The organism is Bacillus cereus group sp. BfR-BA-01380, assembly GCF_022663535.1.
GTDB lineage: Bacteria > Bacillota > Bacilli > Bacillales > Bacillaceae_G > Bacillus_A > Bacillus_A cereus_BB.
Genome location: NZ_JAKUFS010000010.1, coordinates 85,161 through 110,206 on the forward strand (window position 1 = coordinate 85,161; position 25,046 = coordinate 110,206).

Sequence of the window (25,046 nt, forward strand, 5' to 3'; positions counted from 1 at the left end):
TTAATCAGTGGGGGTTTTCTTCATCCCCCACTGATTATCAGCCCTCACCAATCGGGCTTTTACGGGCAGTATTACTGCCCACAAATAGCGGGATAAATCAACAAAGCAGCCATTATCGGCTGCTTTGTTATTAATTTCTTATACGTGATTAATCCTGCTATATATCCCAAATCACATCATCAACTTTTGCTTCAATACGGATTCGCTGGATAAATTGCTTACGTTCGTTTTCATTACGAACTAGTTTATGTACATACCTCCGTTTACTCAACAAGTGTAGATAACGTTCGTCTGTATGAATGACATCTCGGCATTTTACATCTTCATATATTATTTTGAACCAATCGTATCCTTTTAACTTTTCCACATGACGAGCAAATCTTCTTTGTTTTCGCTTTTCTCGTCCTTCTATCATTTCTAACGCTAACTCTACAAGTTCTTCTGCTACAGCTTCTCCTATAACTCTTACAACTCCGATTGTTCCTCGAATGATAACTTTAGTAGCATCTGCCGCTACTTCCCCAAGTGCAACTGCCCCCCGTGCGATTCCAGTTAAAATATGGCCGACAATCTCTTCCATAGCTTGCCTCCTTCTAATCTATAATCTGCAACCGGTTAAAAGGATAATAGATTGCAACTAAACTTCCTAATACATTATCTTTATCAATTAAGCCTAGTGCATTACGACTATCACGACTAACTAATCGATTATCTCCCATTACAAAGATTTTATTCTTCGGAATTTTCATCGGACCAAAATCTTCTGTTAAGTTCACCATAAGTTGTTTTGCATACTTCTTATTTTTTTCTAAATAGGGTTCCTTTTGCAATTGATTGTTGATATACAACTGATCGTTTTTCATTTCAATCGTATCTCCAGGTAAACCGATAATGCGCTTCACATAGTAATTATCCGTCTTCACGACAATGACATCACCATGATCATAACTATCAACTTGCTTTGCTACCTTATTGACAATGACTTTATCCCCTTCATGAAGTGTAGGCTGCATAGAAGATCCTTGCACGGTCGTTGGAAAAAATACAAATACCTTCATGAAAAAAGCAATAACACATGCAATCGCAAACACTTCAATGAATTCCCGCAAACGACTTTTCTTCTTCATACACCTCTCCTTTACCCGTCTATTACCTATATTATAAAATTTTCTTGTAAATAAATTCTATCATATCTTTCGAGAGGACTCCCACCTATAAACATATGTGAAGGTGGTGAGGTGAATCGGAAAAATATTTTATTTTCAAGTAAAATGATAGAAACGTATGTTCTCGTTTTGGTATAATATCCTTAACGAGGAGGTGAAAAAATGACAACGGAAAATCAAATAAACTATAAAACTTTTCAGATTTGGATTAAAAAAGGACATCGTATGTATTCTTATTTTCAAGAATCTTGTCAAAACGCTAAAAATATGTACAACACGACAAACTTTTATATACGACAAGTGTATACAGGTTTGACACAAGATAAGGAATTACAACCTTTACAAAAAGAAGTTTTAGATACAATTGATAAAAACATTGGGAAGATGAATGATTCACAACTTCTTGCCTATCAAAAGAAATTGGAAAAAGAGAAAACAAAACCAAAAGAAAAACAAAAAGAAGTGAAATGTAATTCGTTTTCAGAACCAACTATAGAAAAACCTTATGTAGATTATCATTTTCTGGATGCATTATTTAAAGCGATGGTTCAGAAAGATTATCGTGCTTTGCCTACGCAATCTAGTCAATCAATCATGAAAAATGTATTCCAAAATTGGAAGTCTTTTTTTGCTAGTTTAAAAAATTATAAAAAGAATCCCAACAAATATACTGGAAAACCTAGAATTCCAAAGTATATTCGTTCTTCTGAAAAGGAAATCTTGTATACAAATCAAGATTGTGTCATTAAAAATGATAAGTTTTTAAAGTTTCCAAAGACAAAATTGCAATTAAATATTTGGGAAATGGGGGTTTACTGAAGGTAAACTGAAGCAAGTTCGTGTTATCCCAAAATACAATGGATATGTGGTGGAGTTAGTGATAGATGTTCCTTCAGAACAACAATTCGTTGAAGAGAATGGTCGTTATATGAGTATTGATTTAGGGATTGATAATCTTGCAACCATCGTAACAAACACAGGTATAAAGCCTGTACTTGTTAAGGGCAAACATATCAAAAGCATAAATCAATATTACAATAAAATGAAGAGCCATTTTACAAGTGTTCTAAGGCAAGGTAAACAAACAAATGAAGGATCTTTTACTTCTAAAAGAATAGAAAAACTTCATCAAAAGCGTTACCTGAAAATAAAAGACATCTTCCATAAAGCGCGTCATCATATTGTAAAACTAGCTCAAGAAGAGGAAGTTTGCAAAATCGTTATTGGTCAAAATAAAAGTTGGAAACAAGAAACTGATATGGGAAAGAAAAATAACCAAACATTGTGCCATATCTCGCATCGTTTATTGATTCAAATGATTACATACAAAGCAAATGCGGTAGGCATTCAAGTTGTTGTAATCGAGGAATCTTACACATCAAAAGCAAGTTTTCTAGATCATGACTTTATTCCAACGTATGGAACAAATGACCAAAATGCAACTTTTTCAGGAAAACGAATGAAGCGTGGTATGTATCGTTCTGCAAAAGGAATCGGAATCAACGCAGATGTAAACGCTGCGGCTAATATTTTACGAAAAGTAGTCCCGAATGCATGGACAAACGGGATAGAGGGGTTAGGCGTGGAACAGCTCGCTAGTGTGTTAACTCCACTGACGTTAATCGTCCGTTAGGTCGAAACGTTAGAAACCCCCACTTCAAGCTTTGCTAAGTGGGGGAGTATTCATATTATCAGTAAATTACCTGGTCAATCCATTCCATAAAATCTAACATTCCCCATTTTAATTTTTCGACATATAAATTGTTGTTATGCAAAATACAGCATAACCTCCGCTCGCTTGCTCCCTTTGTTTTAAACCTCGCATGTGGCAGGAAAAGGCCCTGACCGCTTCTATGCACGGCCAGATGCTCTCGTCCCCCCCTAAAGTTTTTATATCATTTTTTTAACTTGTATATAGAGAAGTCACTGCTATGCATGCTTATGTCTTTTTCTTTGCATGTATTGTTTAATAACAAAAAAGAACTGCTCTCAAGCAGTTCTTCTTTCACATTCTATATACCAACATAAATGATACACATTTGTGCTAACACATATGTTGCCCAAACTAAAAGAGGGTCATATTTTATATTCCGTCCACCAATATCAGTAACTCCAATAATAAAGTCAGAAATGACAAATAGAAAACCACCCAACGCTGGAATCCACCACATTCCTTGACTCAAATAAGCAAGCGCAAACGCAAAACACGCCATTCCACCAACCCAAAGTCCGTATACAAGTGCTCCTATTGTAAATAATCGATCCTGCTTCTGATTTCGAATAAAAAAGAACCAACCAATAATTAAAAACAAGCCGTATCCCGCTAAACCAATATATAAGCCATTCCACGAAATACCCGTTTCTAAAAAGGCAGTAACATATAGGCAATGCGCAATAGCAAATGTCACCATTCCACCAATGAGACGATGCCCAAATGGAATTAAACCGGCCATAAACAAATCACCAATTGTTGATAAAATCATACCAATTGCAACCCACTGACGATAAGGTGTCGCCGGGTCCTGTACCCACATCCATATCGCAGCTCCAGTTAACGAGAAAGTGAGAAGTAAACGAATGAATAAGGGCAACGGTTCATTTTTCTTTGTTTGTTCTGATTGTCGTATTGCATAACTGGCCCCGAACAAAAATAAAATTACTTGTCCTATTAACAGTACATACATTTCATTCATATTTTTCTCCTTGATGAATTAATATTTCTATGTAATTCGATATAAAATCATCATTTTCCTTTCTTTTATCTATAATTCCCATCAAAAAAATTGTCCAAACTTTACTCTGCTATTCATGGGCGTCTCGCTTTCCATATGAAAAAGAGGCTCTTCATGAACCTCTTTACACTACGTTACTTTTTGCATTTGCTGTGTTTCTTTCACTACGTGTACGATTCACGACAATAATTCCTGTCGCTACACATGCCAATCCAAACAATACGAAAGAATGAATTGCTTCGCCTAAAATCAAGTTTGATAATATGACACCAAATACAGGAATGAAAAACATATACATCGATACTTTTCCAACTTTGTTGTATTTCATCACTGTATTCCAAATACAAAATCCCGCTGCTGATAAGAATGATAAGTACAGTAGCATAAGCAACGTTTGCATATGAAATGTAAATGGCATAAATCCAACTTGTAAAATCCCGATGAACAATAAACCTAGAGAACCGATAACCATCTGATATGCGGTCATATAACCTACATCCATCGTTTTACTTCCTTCTTTCGCCAAAATGTTACCGTATGAGTACAGCATTGCCGCACCTAATAATAACAATTCACCAATGCCAAAGTGAAAATGCATATTTCCTTTTGGAATATTTACAAGAATGACACCGCAAAAACCAATTGATACACCAACAATTTTTCTCATATTTAATGAATCATCTTTATATAGAAAATGTGCTAATACAATTTGAAAGAATGACGATGTTCCAGAAATAACTGCTCCTTCAATCCCAGTACTATAGCTCATACCGATATAAAAACAAACATACTGTAGAAACGTTTGAAACAGGCCAATCTGGACAAGCTGCTTCATTGTACCTTTTTGATAAGATACCTTTTTCCCTAACACTTTAAAAAAGAATAAAAGCATAATTCCTGCTAAGAAAAAGCGATAACCTGCAAATAAAATTTGCTCGCCCACTTCATGAGGTTGAATGTCTAACTGTATATAACTTAATTTAATAAATGGAAATGCACTGCCCCATAGAAAAGTTGCACTTAACGCTGCAACAAATACACCGAACGGATGTGTAAAAAATCTTTCTGTTCTCACTAAATGTCTTCCTTTCCGTACTTTTTATGAACAATATTTATATATAACAAAGCGGAGTCAAAAAGACAAGTATTTTCACTTCTACTTACAAGGTAAAACTTACCTTCTCTGCTTCTTCTTCAATCTTTAGGCGGGAACTTACTCCCCCACAAATAGCGGAATAAGTAAAAATCTTTTCCTATATGGAAACATATGTTACAATCTAGAATAGTAATAATAATAAAGTAAATAACTACACAGAGTGTGTTTTCTAAGAAATGCTGCTATCCGTATGGATGGCAGCTTTCGTCGTTTTATAAGGGTTTCGATGATGATTCTTTTTCTCAATGAGAGGAGTGGAACGAGATGAATTCACCAGTAAAAATATTTGAAAAGCAAACGAACGTTGCAACTTAAAAGAATGCTGCTATCCAGATGGATGGCAGCTTTCGCCGTTTTATAAGGCTGTCGATGATGATTCTTTTTCTCAAATAGAAAGGAGCAAAAAACGATGAATGCTGAAATAAAAGCATTATTAAAGCAAACGGAAACGCCACCTTAAAAGAAAATAAGAGTTTCCATAATAAAATTCTTCTCAAATAGAAAGGAGCAAAATAGCTATGAATTCTGAAGTAAAAGTATTATCAAAACAACAAGAAACTAAAACTTCCTCATCTTGGTTTGCAACATTTCAAAAACATTATGAACTCATTTTTGCACTTACATCCGGAGTTTTCATTTTAATCGGTTGGTTATTAACAAAAAATGACATGACAACAACCGCAACCATATTTTACGTATTCGCTTATATAATTGGAGGTTATGCAAAAGCAAAAGAAGGTATTGAAGACACAATCGCAGAAAAAGAGTTGAACGTCGAAATGCTCATGCTTTTTGCAGCAATCGGTTCAGCAATTATCGGCTACTGGACAGAGGGTGCCATCTTAATTTTTATCTTCGCCTTAAGCGGCGCTATGGAAGCTTACACAATGAGCAAAAGCCAAAAAGAAATTTCAGCACTGCTCGACTTACAACCAGAAGAAGCACTGCGCATCTCTAACGGAGTGGAGGAGCGTATTCCAGTTGAACAACTGCAAATCAGGGACATCATTTTAATTAAACCAGGTGAACGCGTTCCTGCAGATGGCACGATTCGCACGGGTGAAACGAATATCGATGAAGCTGCAATTTCAGGTGAACCAATTCCAAATGAAAAAAAACCTGGTGATGAAGTATTCGCCGGAACTGTTAACTTGCGCGGTGCCATTGAAGTAGAAATTACAAAACATAGCGATCAAACATTGTTCCAAAAAATTATTCGCCTCGTTCAAAATGCACAAAGCGAAAAATCTCCTTCACAGCTTTTCATTGAAAAGTTTGAAGGAACGTATGTGAAAGGCGTACTTCTCGTTGTATCACTCATGATGTTTGTTCCTCACTATGCGCTTGGCTGGAGTTGGAATGAAACATTTTACCGTGCGATGATTCTACTCGTTGTTGCTTCTCCTTGTGCACTTGTTGCAGCTATTACGCCAGCTACATTATCGGCGATTTCTAACGGTGCACGCCATGGCATCTTATTTAAAGGCGGTGTTCATTTAGAAAGATTAGCTTCATTAAAAGCAATTGCCTTTGATAAAACAGGGACATTAACACAAGGAAAACCCACAGTAACAGATGTATATACGCGTGATGGAGTATCTGAAAAAGAGTTATTACACATTACAGCATCCATTGAAAGTCATTCTACACATCCTCTAGCAGAAGCAATTGTGAACTATGCAAAGGATGCATATGATATTACGTTAACAAAACCAGAAAACGTAGAAGATGTTACAGGGTTTGGTCTAAAAGGAACATTGCAAAATAAAGCGTACAAAATTGGGAAGGCTGGTTTTATTGGAGAAGAAACAAAAACTTTTCATAACGGCATTTCCGTGCATCTAGAACCAGAAGGAAAAACGGTTGTATATGTAAGCGATGAAAAAGGGATTCTTGGTCTTATTGCCTTAAAAGATACATTGCGCCAAGAAACAATTGCAGCAATTCACGAACTGCAAACTCTTGGCGTCAAAGCAATTATGATTACAGGTGATAATGAACAAACAGCAAAAGCCATCGCTGCTGAAAGTAATATTCAAGAGTATTACGCATCTTGCTTACCGGAAACAAAAGTAGAAACAATAAAACAATTGAAAGAAAAATACGGTACAGTGGCAATGGTTGGTGACGGAATTAATGATGCTCCTGCCTTAGCAACGGCAAGTATTGGCGTTGCGATGGGAGAAGGAACTGATGTTGCTTTAGAAACGGCAGACGTTGTTTTAATGAAAAGTGAACTTTCCCGCTTAGCACAAGCAATTCGCTTATCCAAACGAATGAATCGCATCGTAAAGCAAAATGTTATCTTTTCATTGACTGTCATCATGCTGCTCATTTGCTCAAACTTCCTGCAATTTTTAGCACTTCCATTAGGTGTCATCGGTCATGAAGGAAGTACGATTCTCGTTATTTTAAATGGATTACGGTTATTAAAAGCAAATAATTAAAAGGGTTCCAATATGGAACCCTTTTTTTAATGATAACTGTTATGTCCGTTTGCACTGCTGCTCGTTTTATGTTTTGGCTGCGAGCTGCTGCGTTGTTTGCGTTGATTTTTATCATTTTTGCTATTACCAGTTTTATTTTGACCCATGAATAATCCCCCCTATTCCCTCTTAGTATGGAACAGAAGATTATTTTTGATTACGGGAATTATTGTCACTCGTTCGATAACAATTTAAAAGTGCATTAATTTCTCCGCCCAGTAAAATTACCCAAGCAGTTAAATAAAACCATAATATTAAAATAATAATACCACCGAGGCTGCCGTATGTATTAGAATAATTTCCAAAGTTATCGACATAGTATGCGAATGAATACGATACCACAATCCATCCGATTGTAGCAAATAATGCCCCTGTCGTCACTTCTCTTCTCTTTACATGACGATTTGGTGCAAATTTATACAAAAAGCAAAACAAACCAAATAATACGAGAAAACTTAGTAGTAATCGAACAATACTCCAAACAAACGAAAATTCCTCAGATAAACCTAGAACTTTAAAAATTGCTGATCCAATTAATTGGCCAAACACAGGTAAAATTAAAGCAAAGACAATCATAAAAATTATTGCTAATGTTACTACAATGGACAATGCTCTTGTCGCAATAAAGGAACGTGTTTCATTAATATCGTAGGCACGATTGAATGCCTTCATCACCGCATTGACACCGTTGGATGCAAACCATAACATGGCAAGTAAACCAAACGATAATAATCCACCATTTTGCTTATTCACTATTGTATGTACATTTACTTCAATTAAACTCATTGCATCTTCAGGAGCATAATCCTTTAAAAAGGCTAATACATCTTCCGTCTCAATTGGAATATATCCAAGAAGCGTTATTAAAAAAACGAGCGCTGGAAAAAGGGAAAGCAAGAAGAAATAAGCGAGCTGTGCTGCTAAGCCCGCCACATCATCTCGTATTGTTCGATCATACAAGTCTTTTCCAAATGTGAAAACATGATGAGATCTTGCTTTTTGTAAAAATGTTTTCATCTTTTTTAGACGCTTTGCTTTTCTTCTTTATTTTGTTTCAACTCAATAAACGCTTCTGATTTCTTCTCTTCTGCAATAGGTTCCTTCATACCCTGATCTTCTGCTGTAATCCGCTCTTCTTCTGATTTTAATTCTTCAGTTGGCACAATCCCTTGAATTTCAATTGTTTCTGGTTGTTCTTTCATCTTGTTCTTCTTACTAAAAATATCTTTCGTTTCTTTTAAAGTTTCAACAACAGCTGGCGTTAACTTTTTAATTTCTGCTACTTTTGCTTTTACAACATTAAAGTCAGCAAATTCACGACCTTTATCTGTAACTGTTTGTACTTTTTCTTTTAGCTTTGCATTTTCACCAATTTCAATCATTTTTGTTTTTGCTTTTCCTGCTGTCTGCTTTACCTTTTCACGATTTTCCTTCTTTAACATAGAAACCGCCACACCTGCTGCGACACCAATCGCAATATTTCGTACAAGATTTCCCTTCTTTGCCATATTCCTTCACCCTTTCATCTATTTTGTTAGAAAGTTATCTCACTCTAACGAACAATAAAACCTCAAAGAAAAACACTTGAGATCCCTCTCCATAAGAGCTTGATTGGTGTAACTAATCACCACTGGAGACCACCGATGAAAGTTTCACATTATACTTTCTGAACTAACATCCTTATATTCCCTGCTCATGTCGAATGAACGCTAACAATTTTGCACATCCTTCCGTTACAAGGTCATATACTTCTTGAAAGTTCCCTGTAAAGTATGGATCCGGAACATCTGTCCAGCCGCCGTCCGGAACAAAATCGGATAGTCTGCCAATATAGCCGCCTGCTTTGCCTAAAGCCTTTAAATCGTCTAAATTTTTATTGTCCATTGCAATAATATAATTAAACTTTGTTAAGTCTTCTTTTTCTACTTGACGAGCTTTAATTCCTTCAAAGGACACTGTATTTTCCATTAAAATTTTTTGTGTGCCATGATGAGGCGGATGATCGATATGCCAATCCCCAGTTCCAGCCGAATCAACAGTAATTATTGTTTCTAATTTTTCTTTTTTTACAAGCTCACGAAAAATTGCTTCTGCCATCGGAGAACGACAAATGTTTCCGAGACAAACAAATAAAACTCGAACCATATTTATTTCTTCCCTTCACGATGCATTTGTTATATTTAGTATAAACAATCAACAATTACTTATAAAGGGAATAGGTGCTAATTTAACAAAAGTCCAACAGAGGTCCTCTTCCTCAAGCACGTGCAGGGCATAGCACACGCGGTAGAGAGGGTCATTCACTATGATTGCAAACTTCCATTAACGAAAATGATAAAAAAATGTTAAGATAAGTCTATGCTATTTTAAAGGGGGACACTTCCGTGGATTTATCCGTAAAAACGCAAGAGAACGTTGAATATATGGTAGAAGCAATTAAAGAAAAATTACGCATGGTAAATGCTGGTGCAATGAGAGCTTCAAACTTCAATGAAGACATGTATGAAGACTTACATGACATTTATGAACACGTTATGAAACGCGACACATTTAGCATTAGCGAAATGCAAGCTATTACAGAAGAATTAGGCACACTAATTAAGAAATAGGCAGTGAGGGATCTCCCCTCACTGCCTTCTCTATCTTTATCCTTGCATTTCCTTCTTAATTCTATCCGTTAATTCTGCCATACGCTTACGGCTTTCCTCACGTTCACGTTTATTTTGTTCTTCAATTTGTTGTGTTTCTTGCACACCTTTAGAGATAATATTCCAAGTTTCTTCAAGAGTCTCCATCTTAATACTTGAAGAACCCGCTAGTTTCGCTACCTCTACACTTTGCGTTGCAATATTTTGTGCATTTCTCTTCAATAACTCGTTTGTGCGGCGGTCAAGTTCTGCCATTGAATCCGCAACAAGCTTTTGACGTTTTGCATTTACAGCTTGAATAATACCATTTTTAAAAATTGGGATTGTCGTAATAAACGCTGAATTAATTTTTCCTATTAACTTATTGTTACCACGTTGAATCATACGAATTTGCGGTGCTGTTAATAGTGCAACCATACGCGCCTTTTCTAAATCGTCAATGCGTTGCTCTAAAATCTCTACAGAGTTTTTTAATGATTCCAGCTCAATTCCTGCAAGTTGATCATTGCTCTGAACGCGCTCTTCATACATTGGAACTAATTCTGTTTGCAGACGCTCAAGTAGCATTTCCCCCGCAACAACGTACTTCTCTAAATCTAAATAGTATTTTAAGTTTTGCTCATACAAACCATCTAACGTACCGATTGAACGCTTCATTTCATCTTGATATTTCGTGATTTCCACGTATACTTTATCCATTTCGCGTCCCATCGTTTGATACTTGTTAAAGATTTGTTCAATCATTTGATTTCCTTTTTTAAATATACGAGAGAGAAAACCGCCTTTTTCTTCGACGAAATCTTTACTGTCAAACTTGTCCATAATTTTCCCAAGTTGCTTTAATAGCTGACCGGAATCTTCTACCTTAGACAATGTCATCGTATGCAAAATTTGATCAGCAAACCTTGAAATCTCTACAGATGGCTCTTTTCCTAGCTCAATTAGTTCCAATTGATCTTTTATATCTACCGAATTATAAATGCGTTGTACCTCAGAATCTTGTCTTAACTGCAGACGAATATTTTGGGACGTTTGTTCAGTCAATTCTGTTGTTGGATCTAATACAATCGGATTCATATATGTATCTCCCTTTCTTTATAAAAACGGCTTAAACAACCCTTTTAAAGTATTTGATAAATTTTTATAAGACGAAACGCCGTGAAACTCTACATCAAAGCTTACTTCTTCTAACCAATGGGAATCAAATGCGCCTGCTTCAATATACTGCTCGATATCATTACGTCCTGTCGGATTGAAATGTAATACATCGACACCAATTTGATTTAAAAAGAGCATGACTACCGCATCAGAACGAGTCAGTTCTCCACTTTTTTCATTGTTAAATATGACTATTTTCGGCACTTCTTGCGAATAATCAAATTTCTCAAGCTGCTCAAGTATGTTCGGTGGGATTTGCGAAAGCTGCGCAAACACATATAAAGCAACATCTTGCTCTTTTTCAGACCCCACTCTTTTGCAGAGCCCACTTTCACATGTATGAATGATTGCCTCTGCAATGCCATATTGCAACCCTTCCGGTAAGCGCTTATGCGGCCACCAATGGCTTTGAATGATATTCTGTGCATCAAGTTTTCCTGAACGGTTTAACGCATCACGATAATGAAATTGAAAATTCGCTTTCTGTTCCTTTGTAAATGGAAATTGATTTATTAATAGACTATTTTCATATGATGTTAACGTTTTTAATCTTTGAAAATACTCTTTCTCATTTTTAGAGACACCAGACACTTTTGCAAATAACGATGGGATATAAATATGTTGATTTTCTACAAAGAATGTTGGTCTTATAAATGCTTTTTCTTTCGTAATAATAAACAGTTCATCATACGTTGTCTTTAACGTACGGGCAACTGGCGTATACGCCCTGAATTGCCATGGTTTATACAAGAGTGAATTATCATGATGAAGCACCTGCTCAATCTCTTTTGAGGCTTGATAGGCAACAGTTGCAACGCGCTCCCTCTTTTTATCTGGAAACGGTTCTAATGAAATTCGGCTTGGATGCGAAATCACAAATGTCCGATTTTCTTCATCGATTTTTTCGAAACCATCTTTTCCTTCTGGATGATAATACAATACGTCACATCCAAGCATAATAAGAAAGTATAAAAAGTAAATTCGACTTTCCGACGCATCACCGTACCATATAATTTGCGGCATTTGTACTTTATAATCCTTTTGTGAAAACCATTTCGAAACGTAATTTTCACTTAACTTAATCATATCAATTAAAAAACGGCGAAAACCTTCTGTTTTTAATGATTGATTATGCTGTTTTTCGTACAGCTTTAAAATTGAAATAAAAGTTGTATGTATGTAGTGTTGTATATCCGGATGATCAACTTCGGGCAATAAACGTTTTCCCGATAAATGAGCAACGAGACGATTTACAGTTAAACCGTTTGCTGCTTGTTGATGCTGCGAAAAAACTTCTTGAATATCACGAAGCTTCTCTGAAGGAATGACTTTATTTAAATTTTGCTCATGAAGCACAGTAAGATTCTCATTTTGACTATACTCAAATAACCGGTTATAGTATTCATCCGCATCATTTGGCACACCAAGAATGCGACATCCTATATAGCTAAAATGCAGATCATTTTCCGTCACTTCATAATGCGGACGCTGCGCTAAACCAACTTCAAATTGCTTAAACCCTTCTTCCCCGCCTAATAGCTGTGGGTGAAATGTAAAACGTGAAAACACACTCGTTCACCTCCAAACGAAACATTTATAAAAAATGGGCGCCCATATGATGAGCAAACCCATTTAGTCTATTAACCTATTAATCTTCTTTCTTAGAAGCTGCCACCTCTTCACGAGTTTGGCGAGATGTTTTCATATAATGTAAAATAAATGTCGCACCAAATGCAATAACTAAAATCACAAAGAATAACCAATGCGGCATTTCAATATGAATGACAGAAAGCAACATTTTCACAGCAATAATAGCAATTAATATATATGCTGTCGTTTCAAGTTCTGGAATACGCTCTAGTAATTTTAAAAATACACCTGCAATTCCACGCATCATTAAAATCCCAAGCATTCCGCCAAGAAGTAAAATCCATACTTCATTTGAAACACCAAATGCCGCAAGAACGCTATCTACAGAGAACGCAATGTCCATTAACTCAACCATTATCACTGTTCCCCAGAACATGCCGAACATTTTAAATAGCACACTATCTTGCTTCATACCATGCTCTTCTTCGTCTTCTTCATTTCCTTTAGATTTATCAATGAAGTATTTCAAAGAAAGCCATGCAAGATAAAGAGCACCAAGTACTTTTACCCACCATAATTTAATTAAGAACATACCAATTCCGATGGCAATAAAACGAAATGCATACGCACCAATAAGTCCGTAAAATAAAGCTTTTTTACGCTTTTCTTCTGGAAGATGTTTTACCATAACAGCTAATACAAGCGCGTTATCAGCAGATAGCAATCCTTCCAAAATAACAAGCGTACCAATTAATCCCCAAGATACTGGATCTTGTAATACTCTTACCCACATATCTAAATCAAAGAATTGGGCATACGTATCAAGAATTCCTTGTAAAATCTCCATACAGCTATTGACTCCTATTCTGTTTTAATTTCTAAAAAGCGGAAAAGAAGGAAACGAAAGTCGCTTCCTTCTTATGCATCCAAGCCGTACGCTCTTACAAGCGCACCTAGTCCACCTTGGAAGCCACTTCCGACAGCATTAAACTTCCACTGTCCATTATGACGGTATAATTCACAAAAGACAACTGCCGTTTCAATGGAGAAATCTTCCCCTAAATCATAGCGAAGCACTTCTTCATTTGTTTCTTCATTCGCTAAACGAACAAATGCGTTAGCAACTTGGCCAAAGTTTTGGCGGCGTCCCTCTGCATCATAAATTGTAACTGTAATAGCAATACGGTGTACATCAGCTGGGACTTTGCTTAGATCAACAACTAATTGTTCATCATCACCTTCACCTTCTCCAGTTCGGTTATCACCTGTATGTGTAACGGAACCACAAGGAGATTGTAAATTGTTATAAAAGATAAAGTCCGTTTCTTTCGTACATTTACCTTCTTGATTTAATAAGAAAGCAGATGCGTCTAAATCATAGTCAGAGCCGCCATCATATTGTTTAATATCCCAACCAAGACCAATAATCGCTTTCGTAAGGCCTGGGCTTGTCTTACCTAAATCAATTTTTTGTCCTTTTTGTAACTGAATGACCACAGCGATTCACCTCGATTTACATAGATTCTTTAGCCCGCTTTAACGGGCAGTAAGATCCCCACCTCAAGATACAGAGAAAAGCGAGGAAGATAAGTGGGGGATGGACCCTTCCCACTTATGGAAGTTTCACTTTACTCTACATCTAAACCAAAGTTTTTACATAAAGATGCTAATCCACCTTGGAAGCCGCTTCCAATTGCATTAAACTTCCAATCGCTGTTATGACGGTATAATTCACCGACTACAACTGCTGTTTCAATGGAGAAGTCTTCACCTAAGTCATAGCGAATTAGCTCTGTGTTCTTCTCTTCATCTAAAATACGAACAAAGGAATTAGATACTTGTCCAAAGTTTTGACGACGACCTTCTCCATCATAAATTGTAATCGTAAAGCAAATGCGTTCGATATGCGCAGGAACATTTTTCAAATCAACTTTGATTGTTTCATCGTCCCCTTCGCCGTCTCCCGTACGATTATCACCTAAATGATGTACAGAACCATTTGCTCCCGTTGGATTATTGTAGAAAACGAAGTCTTCTCCTCCGCCAACTTTACCATTTGCTCCAACTAAGAAAATACTTACATCCAAATCAAAATCAGCCTGTCCATCATACTTATTTGTATCCCAGCCAAGACCAACAATTACTTTTGAAAGACCTGGATTTGTTTTCGTTAAATCTACTTTTTGTCCTTTTTGTAATGAAATAACTGCCATATATAGCGCCTCCTTAAAAATTATCCCGCTCTAACGGGCAGTAAGATTCCCAAACCTCAAGGTGTAGAAAAAAATGAGGAAGATAGGTGGGGAATAACTGCCCGTAAGAGCCCGATTGGTGAGAGCTTTCCATCAGTGGGGGATGAAGCCTCTCCCCACTGATGGAAGTTTCACTTTATTGATAACGCGTAACGATTTCACTTAAATTTTTATCTTGCGTTCCTTCTCCGACTGCCGAGAACTTCCATTCATTGTTATGGCGGTACATTTCACCAGCAATTAAAGTTGTCTTCCCACCGTAGTTATCCGTTAAGTTATAACGTACTAACTCTTCGCGTGTTTGTGGATTTTGAATACGAATATACGCATTGTGAATCATTCCAAAGTCTTGGCGACGGTTCACGCAATCATAAATATTTACAACAAAAATTAGGCGGTTCACTCTAGATGGAACTTTTTGTAATTCAACAAAAATAGTTTCATCATCGCCTACACCTTCACCTGTTAAATTATCACCCGAATGAGTAACACTTCCACAAGAAGATAATTTATTTCCAAAATAAATTAAATCATGTTTATGTAAAAACCGATCATTCTCAAGCATGATCACAGATGCATCACAGTCAATATTTGGCTTACTTCCAAACAATGAAGACAATAATCCACCCGATTTTCCAATTGGATCCCATCCTAGACCAACTTGTAATTTTGTTAACCCTGGTTGTCCTTTTGTTAAGTCGATCTTCTGTCCTTTTTCTAAAATAATAGGCATGAAGTCTCTTCCTTTCTACAAATCACTTTCCAGCTAGGAAAATATTGTATTCTTTCTTTATATTGTAGCATTTTTCATAGATTGAAAAAAAGAATAAATTTTCGATTATATGAAAACATCTATTTTATTTCTCTGCACTGATGTAAGAAGTGAAAAACCCAAAATTATCTCCTCATATTATATCGGCGAAAATGGTGAATTTATCGGCGCTTCGACAGAATATAAAGACCATTCAACAATAGGCGAGATAAATCGTTCATCCGCCGGAACTAGACCCTACCGAAAAATGAAAGGAGTTGACCAAAAAGTCCACTTTTTGGTCAGTTCCTTTACCTATGCCAAACAATCAAGAATTCGTTTTAATTCACCTATTTCCCTGTAACATTATGAATCTAGCTATTTTTTAATATGAAGATATAAGTTTTACAGAGCTTGCTTTCGCATACACACTATTATACGCTGTGTTATCAGAAACTAGCTCATAGAATGTTCCATTTGAAGTTTGAATTGTGTTCTTAATTGCAACTGTAATATTACGAGGTGCTACACTTACTTGTTCTCCATCTATATTTTCAAATAACACGGATCCTTCTTGCAGCATACCTAGCTGATATTTATTCAAATCTTTTCCACCGTTCATGGCATCAAGTCTATTCATAAGAGAGGCAATTTGTTGACCCCAATTCTCATCACTTGCATACATAACGTTCATACCTTGTGATTTATCTCCCAAATTCCCGCCATTATATGTCCAGCCATTTGGATTTAAATAATTTTGATCAATATACGAAGCGCAGAAGTTAATGCCTTCTTCCCATGTTTTAAATGCCGTTGCACCATTATACGGATTAGAATCTACCGCTCTAAAACCAAATAAATTTTTCTTATCTTGTGCAATACGACTTTTTCCCCAACCGGATTCCAAAATGGCATGAGACAATAAGTACCCTGCATTTAGATTATACTTTTGTTCTGCCTTAACAAAATATTGTCCAGTTCCAATCAACGGGCTGTCTTCACTATGTTTCCTTACAAAATCATCAATGTCTTTCGCTGTATAGGTAGATGTAACGCGAATCGGCACATACTCAAAATATTGATAACTATCCTGTCCACCGATTTGCGTTTTATCAAATGCCTCATAACGTTGACCTTCTTGTAAATGCCTCGGTGCATTGCCGATTTTATATGTCACATACTCATCCTTAGAATTATCATATACATAGTGATAAAGACTTCCATTTTTCACTGTATAATATGACGTTGATTCATGAAGCATATTGGGAAATAAAGTAACGTCATCTATATTGACATATCCTGTCGTACCATGAATTTTCACATGTACACGATCTCCATCCACTTTTACAAACTTCAAGTCAGCTCCCTCTCGTACATATGTTAACTTTTTACCAGTTGTAATATCATAAATATTAATCACACCATTTGTTCGTACAAAACCTTGTTTCATATTCACAACTTTACCATCGCTAACAATATAACCATCTTCTTGCTTTGTTTGCAGCTCTTTTTCTGCTTCCATCCCATTCGATTTTTGAACTTTTCCTGCCTCTGTAACCACTTCATAAGAAGATGCTTGTTTTAACTTTAAGAACTGTAAAGAAACATAACCTTCTACGCCGTTTATTCGAACTTTCGCCCAACCGTTTTCCTTGCCTAGTATTGAAACTGACTCACCATTTTTCAGGCGCGTCACAATTGAAGTATTTGTTGAAGGACCTTGACGTACATTTAATAAAGATGTATTTACAATTCCTCTTTCTTCTGTTACTTGTCCATTATTTTCATTGTTAGCATTCGAACTTGTACTAATTTGTACAAATTCTAGCGAAACATAGCCTTCTTTTCCTTTGTATGTAATCTTTGCCCAGCCGTTTTCTTTCCCCAGTACCGTTATTTTCTCGCCTTGTTTTAAATTCCCGAGAATAGCACTATTTCTGTTTGCTTCGCTTCTTACTCGCAGACTTGTCGCTGTTATTGTTCCTTCCTCTTGCTTACCTGTCACAACATTTTCTGCCGGCTTACCTTCTAACTTCACAAACTCTAGCGAAACATAGCCTTCTTTTCCTTTGTACATAATCTTCGCCCAGCCATTTTCTTTCCCTAGTACCGTTATCTTCTCCCCTTGTTTTAAATTCCCGAGAATGGCACTATTTGTGTTCGCTGCACTTCTTACTCGCAGGCTTGTCGCTGTTATTGTTCCTTCCTCTTGCTTACCTGTCACAACATTTTCTGCCGGCTTACCTTCTAATTTCACAAACTTTAACGAAACATAACCTTCTACGCCGTTTACTCGAACTTTCGCCCAACCATTTTCCTTGCCTAGTATTGAAACTGACTCACCATTTTTCAAGCACGTCATAATTGAAGTATTTGTTGAAGGACCTTGACGTACATTTAAGAAAGATGTATTTACAATTCCTCTTTCTTCTGTTACTTGTCCATTATTTTCATTGTTAGCGTTCGAACTTGTATTAATTTGTACAAACTCTAGCGAAACATAGCCTTCTTTTCCTTTGTATATAATCTTCGCCCAGCCGTTTTCTTTCCCTAGTACCGTTATCTTCTCCCCTTGTTTTAAATTCCCGAGAATAGCACTATTTCTGTTTGCTTCGCTTCTTACTCGCAGGCTTGTCGCTGTTATTGTTCCTTTCTCTTGCTTACCTGTCATAACATTTTCTGCCAGCTTACCTTCTAATTTCACAAACTTTAACAAAACATAACCTTCTACGCCGTTTACTCGAACTTTCGCCCAACCATTTTCCTTGCCTAGTACTGAAACTGACTCACCATTTTTCAAGCACGTCACAATTGAAGTATTTGTTGAAGGACCTTGACGTACATTTAAGAAAGATGTATTTACAATTCCTCTTTCTTCTGTTACTTGTCCATTATTTTCATTGTTAGTATTCGAACTTGTATTAATTTGTACAAACTCTAGCGAAACATAGCCTTCTTTTCCTTTGTATGCAACCTTCGCCCAGCCGTTTTCTTTCCCCAGTACCGTTATTTTCTCACCTTGTTTTAAGTTTCCGAGAATAGCACTATTTCTGTTCGCTCCGCTTCTTACTCGCAGACTTGATGCTGTTATTGTTCCTTCCTCTTGCTTACCTGTCACAACATTTTCTGTTGGCTTCTCTACTGCTTTCCCTTCTAATTTCACAAACTTTAACGAAACATAACCTTCTTTTCCTTTATATTCAATTTTTGCCCAACCATTTGCTTTTCCTATAATGGTAACACTTTCTCCTTTTTCAACACTTCCAAGAAGAGTGCTACCTACATCAGGGCTATTACGGACATTTAAATATATTGCTGTTACAAAACCCATTTCACGTTGTCCATTATTAATACTTGGTTGTTGCTTCGATTCTATTGTAGTCGTTGTTCCTGCTATCTTTAAAAACCGTAGTAAAACATATCCTTCTTTACCATTGTAAGAAATTTTCGCCCAATCTTTTTGTACTCCTAATACCTTTACAGGTGTTCCTTGCTTTACTTGTCCGACAATTGGACTTTGTGTTGTTGGTTGTTGACGTATATGTAAATTTGTCGCGTTTACTGTAGCTGTGCTTTCTTCTTGTGCAAAAGCATTTGTAGAAATAAGAGATGCCGCTGTCGCTATAAACGTACCTGCTATTATTTGCTTTGTTGTTCGTTTCATACTTTATTAGAATATAAGGATTTTATATTCTTAAGTCACTTCCTTTCCTTATTTTCTTATCTAAAATTATAACATACATACCACCGATCTTTACGTTTGAAAATTTTAAAAAATCTTTCAAATTATGTTCGTATACAAATTCATATCAACAAAGTGAAACTTCCATCAGTGGGGGTTTTTTCCTCCCCCACTGATGGTTAGCCCGCCCAATCGGGCTTTTACGGGCAGTTATCCCCCACCTATCTTCTTTAGAAAAGCGGAAGTGGCTCGTTCAGAATGTGAGGGGGGATGGAGCTTCTGACGTAGAGGTGTTTTTTACCTCGTAGGAAGAAGCGAAGCCACCGAACATTCGAGCCACTGGAGCTGGACAACGATTCTCTCTCAATCTTGAGGTGGGGGTCTTACTGCCCACGAATAGCGGGATAAAAGCAAAGAAAATGCACTTTACAATACGAAAAAGGTTAGCATTTCGCTAACCTTTTTCCATTTACTTCCGTCCAAGTAACTATATCCATTCTTTAATATGCTTTACCCCAATACACCATATGCTTTGCATCTTTCTCACAGCACACACAACGCTTAGCTAATTCTTCTTGTTCAAATGGCATACAACGTGATGTAACACCTGCTTCTTCTTTTAACTTTTCTTCACAAGCAAGACTTCCACACCACATCGCTTTAATAAATCCTTGCTTTTCTGCCGCTACTTGCTTCATCTCTTCAAAAGTAATAGCTGTATACGTTTTGTCTTCACGCAACGCTTTCGCTTTTTCAAATAGGGACTGCTGAATATCCTCAAGTAACTTTGTAATACGTTCCTCTAATTCATGTATAGCTACAAATTCTTTTTCTTTCGTATCACGGCGTACAAGGACAACTTGATTTTTTTCAATATCTTTCGGCCCCACTTCTAAACGAACTGGTATACCTTTCATCTCATATTCATTAAACTTCCAGCCTGGTGTTTTGTTGCTTGCATCCATTTTCACGCGCGCAACTTTTTGAATACAAGCTTGAAGCTCAGCTGCTTTTTCTAACACGCCTTCTTTGTGCTGGGCAATTGGTACAATCATCACTTGCGTTGGTGCAATCTTTGGTGGTAATACAAGTCCATTATTATCACTATGCACCATAATAAGACCGCCGATCATTCTTGTTGATACACCCCAAGATGTTTGATGCGCATATTGCCACTTCCCATTCCGATCTAAAAACTTAATATCAAATGCTTCTGTGAAGTTCGTGCCAAAATTATGCGACGTACCCGTTTGCAATGCTTTGCCATCATGCATTAAGCTTTCAATCGTATAAGTCGCTTTCGCACCTGCAAATTTTTCTTTTTCCGTCTTCTGCCCTTTTATAACCGGAATCGCTAAATACTCTTCACAAAACGACGCATATATATTTAAAATGTTAAGCGTTTCTTGCTGTGACTCTTCCGCTGTTTCATGGATTGTATGACCTTCTTGCCATAAAAATTCGGTTGTACGTAAGAATGGACGTGTCGTTTTTTCCCAACGGACAACAGAACACCATTGATTATATAGCTTTGGTAAGTCATTGTACGACTGTACAATTTTCGAGAAATGCTCACAGAATAACGTTTCTGATGTCGGACGAACACAGAGACGCTCAGCTAATTCTTCATCCCCTCCGTGCGTTACCCACGCTACTTCTGGTGCAAAACCTTCTACATGGTCTTTCTCTTTTTGAAGTAAACTTTCAGGAATAAACATTGGCATATACACATTTTCATGGCCTGTTTCTTTTAACCTTTCATCCATTACTTTTTGAATGTTTTCCCAAAGTGCGTACCCATAAGGACGTAAAATCATACATCCTTTTACACTTGAATAATCAACAAGTTCTGCTTTTTTTACGATATCCGTATACCACTGTGCGAAATCGTCTTCCATCTTTGTAATGGCTTGTACTTGTTCTTTTTTCATTTTCTTTTCCTCCTTCTAAAAATAAAAAAAGCCCGCATCCCTAAAATAGGGACCGAGCTTTTTGCCGGCGTTACCACCCTGATTCATATACAACATGTATATGCTCTCTTGTTCGATAACGGGAATATCCCGCTGCATATGCAGAACTCAAAGGTAGGTTCCATATTGTCTTTTAAGAATCTCTCAGCCACTGGATTCTCTCTCTGCAAAAAGATTGAACATGTACTAATCCTTTTTCATCGTCATCACAATATAAATTTGTTGATTATCATAATACACACTCAATTATAACGCAATAGAGAATTTTTAAATTTTTATATATTATTTTCAGTTTATTTTGTTTTATACTCTTATTACATATATTTCTTTCGGAAAAATTTTACGATTTGATGAAGTAACATCCCAATAATTGTTCCAATTAATATAAAAAAACAGAGAAAACCATATGCCATACCTTCCCATCCATCAATAAAAAATAACGTAAGTAAAAAACTAATCAAGCAAATGAAAATCATAATAAGTCCGAAAGTAATATCAAGCGAACGATTTGGAAAACTTTTGCGTAATGTGAACGAAATCAAAAAAACAAGAACCATTGTGATTATGCTACTCATTAAAAAAAATCCCATCATTTTCACTCCCTTAATTATATTATACGTTTATAAATCTCAAAATTCTAAAAAAACTTTCTTTTTAGTAGTAGTTTTTATCACCAAGTGTTAATAGTAATATATAAAAATAGGTTGTAGAACTTTTGGAGGTATTATTCTATGAACAAACCTGCAACAAAACATGTTATTGTTTTATCTTTTGATTGTTTATCAGCTTTAGATCTTCCTATATTACAAAACCTTCCTCACTTCCGTTCTTTACTAAAACGTGGTGCATACGCTGAAAAAGTTGAAAGTATTTATCCATCTGTCACATACCCATGTCATACAACAATTGTGACAGGAAATTATCCTGCGAAGCATGGGGTTGTAAACAACACTCTGCTACAACCCGGGAAAGAATCACCGGACTGGCACTGGTATCGCCGCTCGATTCGAGGAACAACTCTTTATGATGAAGCGCGAAAAGCAAACTTAAAAACAGCTGCACTTCTATGGCCTGTAACAGGAAAAGCAAAGATTGACTACAACATGCCAGAAATTTTTCCAAATCGTCCATGGCAAAATCAAGTGCTCGTCTCCTTATTCAGTGGGAGCCCATTGTATCAACTAGAGCTAAATCAGCGTTTTGGTCACATTCGGAATGGTTTGTCACAACCAGAGCTAGATGATTTTGTGCTTGCTTCTGCAGTACACACGATCCAAACGAAAAAGCCAAATCTTATGTTTGTTCATTTTACTGACTTAGATACACAACGCCATTATCATGGATTTTCTTCTGAGGAAACAGTCGCAGCGATTCATCGCCATGACAAACGTCTAGGTGCAATTGTTGATGCGCTGCGCGAAAGCGGTATGTATGACAGGGCGACGATCATTGCACTTGGAGATCATAGCGCATTGGATGAAAATAAGGCTATCCAATTAAATGTCTTATTACGCGAAAAGGGGCTCCTTACTGTAAATCAGAAAGGAGAAGTAACAAATTGGAAAGCTTATTGTCAAGGCTGTGACGGCTCAGCATATGTATACGTAAAAGATAAAAATGATACAGAAACAATTGGAAATGTACACCGTTTACTGCGAGAACTCATGCAAGATAAACAAAACGGCATAGAATTTCTATTAACCGATGAGGAAGCAAAAGATTTAGGTGCTGACGGAAATTGCCTCTTTATGCTTGAAGCACGGGAAGGCTATTACTTTTTAGAAAATCATACTGGAGACTTTATAAGAGAGATTACAAGAAAAGATGTGACCTCTAATAAAAAATATACATTTGGTACCCATGGCTATTCTCCATCAAAACCAAATTACGAAACTATTTTCATGGCAGCCGGTAAAGGAATTCGTCAAGGTGCGATTATTCCGCACATGCGACTTATTGATGAAGGTCCTACAATTGCAAGATTGCTTGGATTACATCTTGGTGAAACAGACGGCACTGTTATAGAAGAGTTATTGCAATTGTAAAGTTACGTAAAAGTTATGTAAATTTTCAGTTAGTTTCTCTTTTTTACAAATACCTTTTTGTACAATAACATTACATTGATTAGAGGAGGAACATATATGAAAAAAATGTCCAGGCAAGAAAAAAGCTGGATATTATATGACTGGGCAAACTCAGTATATTCACTCGTTATTACAACTGCTATATTCCCAATCTACTTTAAAGCAGCCGCTAAAGAAGCTGGACTTGCTGGTACAACATCAACTGCATATTGGGGGTATGCCAATTCCCTGGCGACACTTATGGTGTCTATACTCGCTCCCATTCTTGGTACAATCGCTGATTATAAAGGATTTAAGAAACGTTTCTTCACATTCTTTTTCCTATTAGGCATTATTTTTACAGGGATGTTGGCAGTCGTACCAACTTCACAGTGGATTCTCTTACTTTGCTGTTATATGTTCGCTTTAATTGGATTTGCAGGAGCAAATATTTTTTACGATGCTTTTTTAATAGATGTGACGACAGAGGACCGAATGAACCGTGTTTCAACACGCGGCTTTGCCCTTGGCTATATTGGGAGCACGATTCCATTTATCGGCTGCATGGCCCTTATTATTCTTTCGCAAAAAGGTATCCTCCCATTATCAGTAGGCGTGACAAGCCAAATTTCATTCGCAATTACAGCGCTTTGGTGGGGACTCTTTACAATCCCTATGTTAAAAAATGTTGAACAACGTTATTTTATTGAACGTGATCCAAATCCTGTTGTGACAAGTTTTAAACGCCTTGCTTATACATTTAAAAATATCCGTCAATATCGAACAGTTTTTTTCTTCCTCCTTGCCTATTTCTTCTATATTGATGGAGTCGACACAATCATTACTATGTCAACATCATATGGAACAGACCTTGGTATTAGCGCAACAAGTTTAATAATTATTTTATTCGTTACACAAATTGTCGCCTGCCCATTCGCACTATTATATGGCAAGTTATCTGAAACATTTACCGGAAAGAAAATGCTATATGTTGGTATTATTATTTATGTTATTATTTGTATATACGCTTATTTCCTAAAAACAACGTTAGATTTCTGGATTTTGGCGATGCTCGTTGCTACTTCACAAGGTGGTATTCAAGCGTTAAGCCGCTCCTATTTTGCAAAGCTCATTCCGAAAGAATCCGCAAACGAATTCTTTGGATTTTATAACATATTTGGTAAATTCGCAGCAATTATGGGCCCGGTTCTCGTCGGTGTCACAACGCAGTTAACTGGTAAAACAAACGCCGGTGTTTTAAGTATTGTCGTACTATTTATAATAGGAGGATTTCTGTTAACACGTGTACCAGAGAGTTCTTCGCCTTCTGTAACAGAACCTTCTCAAAAACCAGAAACATTATAATCAAACGCTCTCCCAACTTTTATGGGA

The 25,046-nt window shown here is 36.6% G+C and carries 20 protein-coding genes, 1 pseudogene and 1 other annotated feature; of the genes and pseudogenes, 5 read left to right on the forward strand and 16 right to left on the reverse strand.

Annotated elements, in window-relative coordinates; genetic code table 11:
• Positions 1-157: 157 nt before the first annotated feature.
• Both MR076_RS11690 and lepB read right to left on the reverse strand, forming a co-directional pair.
• The gene (locus MR076_RS11690; RefSeq protein ID WP_242220691.1) at positions 158-580 is read right to left on the reverse strand and encodes a hypothetical protein; all 423 of its coding nucleotides are present in this window, start codon (positions 578-580) and stop codon (positions 158-160) included.
• A 13-nt stretch (positions 581-593) separates the two neighbouring features.
• Positions 594-1,127, reverse strand: a complete 534-nt coding sequence (gene lepB, locus MR076_RS11695; protein ID WP_242220692.1) for a signal peptidase I — start codon at positions 1,125-1,127, stop codon at positions 594-596.
• Between the two features lie 201 nt (positions 1,128-1,328).
• Here lepB and MR076_RS11700 point away from each other — a divergent pair.
• Positions 1,329-2,799, forward strand: a pseudogene (locus MR076_RS11700) (RNA-guided endonuclease InsQ/TnpB family protein).
• A 379-nt stretch (positions 2,800-3,178) separates the two neighbouring features.
• Here the strand turns inward: MR076_RS11700 and MR076_RS11705 are convergent.
• Together MR076_RS11705 and MR076_RS11710 are read right to left on the reverse strand one after the other, a co-directional pair.
• Positions 3,179-3,859 carry a lysoplasmalogenase gene (locus MR076_RS11705; RefSeq protein WP_242220693.1) on the reverse strand — a complete coding sequence of 227 codons (681 nt, stop codon included), beginning with the start codon at positions 3,857-3,859 and terminating at the stop codon, positions 3,179-3,181.
• 163 nt (positions 3,860-4,022) lie between these two features.
• A complete protein-coding gene (locus MR076_RS11710) occupies positions 4,023-4,973 on the reverse strand; it encodes a DMT family transporter (protein WP_242220694.1) in 951 nt (316 codons plus the stop codon).
• A gap of 599 nt (positions 4,974-5,572) precedes the next feature.
• Here MR076_RS11710 and MR076_RS11715 point away from each other — a divergent pair.
• Positions 5,573-7,501, forward strand: a complete 1,929-nt coding sequence (locus MR076_RS11715; RefSeq protein WP_242220695.1) for a heavy metal translocating P-type ATPase — start codon at positions 5,573-5,575, stop codon at positions 7,499-7,501.
• A gap of 186 nt (positions 7,502-7,687) precedes the next feature.
• On the opposite strand, the gene MR076_RS11720 is transcribed toward MR076_RS11715, so the two are convergent.
• The 3 genes from MR076_RS11720 to MR076_RS11730 form a co-directional block, all read right to left on the reverse strand.
• Positions 7,688-8,557, reverse strand: a complete 870-nt coding sequence (locus MR076_RS11720; protein WP_242220696.1) for a YihY/virulence factor BrkB family protein — start codon at positions 8,555-8,557, stop codon at positions 7,688-7,690.
• A gap of 5 nt (positions 8,558-8,562) precedes the next feature.
• Complete coding sequence (locus MR076_RS11725) at positions 8,563-9,048, reverse strand: DUF4075 domain-containing protein (protein WP_242220698.1); 486 nt, start codon at positions 9,046-9,048, stop codon at positions 8,563-8,565.
• 172 nt (positions 9,049-9,220) lie between these two features.
• Complete coding sequence (locus MR076_RS11730; RefSeq protein ID WP_242220700.1) at positions 9,221-9,685, reverse strand: low molecular weight protein-tyrosine-phosphatase; 465 nt, start codon at positions 9,683-9,685, stop codon at positions 9,221-9,223.
• Positions 9,686-9,924: 239 nt separating this feature from the next.
• On the opposite strand from MR076_RS11730, the gene MR076_RS11735 reads away from it, so the two are divergent.
• Positions 9,925-10,149, forward strand: a complete 225-nt coding sequence (locus MR076_RS11735; protein ID WP_242220702.1) for a DUF1128 domain-containing protein — start codon at positions 9,925-9,927, stop codon at positions 10,147-10,149.
• Positions 10,150-10,185: 36 nt separating this feature from the next.
• Here MR076_RS11735 and MR076_RS11740 read toward each other — a convergent pair whose 3' ends face one another.
• The 9 genes from MR076_RS11740 to MR076_RS11780 form a co-directional block, all read right to left on the reverse strand.
• Positions 10,186-11,265 carry a toxic anion resistance protein gene (locus MR076_RS11740; protein WP_242220704.1) on the reverse strand — a complete coding sequence of 360 codons (1,080 nt, stop codon included), beginning with the start codon at positions 11,263-11,265 and terminating at the stop codon, positions 10,186-10,188.
• A gap of 18 nt (positions 11,266-11,283) precedes the next feature.
• The gene (locus tag MR076_RS11745; RefSeq protein ID WP_242220706.1) at positions 11,284-12,915 is read right to left on the reverse strand and encodes a YceG family protein; all 1,632 of its coding nucleotides are present in this window, start codon (positions 12,913-12,915) and stop codon (positions 11,284-11,286) included.
• Between the two features lie 79 nt (positions 12,916-12,994).
• Complete coding sequence (locus MR076_RS11750) at positions 12,995-13,783, reverse strand: TerC family protein (RefSeq protein WP_242220708.1); 789 nt, start codon at positions 13,781-13,783, stop codon at positions 12,995-12,997.
• Positions 13,784-13,854: 71 nt separating this feature from the next.
• On the reverse strand, positions 13,855-14,433 hold the full coding sequence (locus MR076_RS11755) for a TerD family protein (RefSeq protein WP_242220711.1): 579 nt from the start codon (positions 14,431-14,433) through the stop codon (positions 13,855-13,857).
• A 131-nt stretch (positions 14,434-14,564) separates the two neighbouring features.
• A complete protein-coding gene (locus MR076_RS11760; RefSeq protein ID WP_242220713.1) occupies positions 14,565-15,149 on the reverse strand; it encodes a TerD family protein in 585 nt (194 codons plus the stop codon).
• 175 nt (positions 15,150-15,324) lie between these two features.
• Positions 15,325-15,921: a TerD family protein gene (locus MR076_RS11765; protein WP_242220715.1), complete on the reverse strand. Its 597-nt coding sequence runs from the start codon at positions 15,919-15,921 to the stop codon at positions 15,325-15,327.
• Between the two features lie 403 nt (positions 15,922-16,324).
• Positions 16,325-19,603 (reverse strand): SH3 domain-containing protein, encoded by a 3,279-nt coding sequence (locus tag MR076_RS11770; protein WP_242220717.1) that lies wholly within the window; start codon positions 19,601-19,603, stop codon positions 16,325-16,327.
• Positions 19,604-20,121: 518 nt separating this feature from the next.
• A complete protein-coding gene (gene proS, locus MR076_RS11775) occupies positions 20,122-21,552 on the reverse strand; it encodes a proline--tRNA ligase (RefSeq protein ID WP_242220719.1) in 1,431 nt (476 codons plus the stop codon).
• A 44-nt stretch (positions 21,553-21,596) separates the two neighbouring features.
• Positions 21,597-21,801 (reverse strand) — a binding site (T-box leader).
• Between the two features lie 104 nt (positions 21,802-21,905).
• The gene (locus tag MR076_RS11780; protein ID WP_242220721.1) at positions 21,906-22,181 is read right to left on the reverse strand and encodes a YesK-like family protein; all 276 of its coding nucleotides are present in this window, start codon (positions 22,179-22,181) and stop codon (positions 21,906-21,908) included.
• A 141-nt stretch (positions 22,182-22,322) separates the two neighbouring features.
• Here MR076_RS11780 and MR076_RS11785 point away from each other — a divergent pair, with 141 nt between their 5' ends.
• Positions 22,323-23,636 (forward strand): alkaline phosphatase family protein, encoded by a 1,314-nt coding sequence (locus MR076_RS11785; RefSeq protein ID WP_242220722.1) that lies wholly within the window; start codon positions 22,323-22,325, stop codon positions 23,634-23,636.
• A gap of 96 nt (positions 23,637-23,732) precedes the next feature.
• Positions 23,733-25,019, forward strand: a complete 1,287-nt coding sequence (locus MR076_RS11790; protein ID WP_242220724.1) for an MFS transporter — start codon at positions 23,733-23,735, stop codon at positions 25,017-25,019.
• The last annotated feature ends 27 nt before the right edge of the window (positions 25,020-25,046 follow it).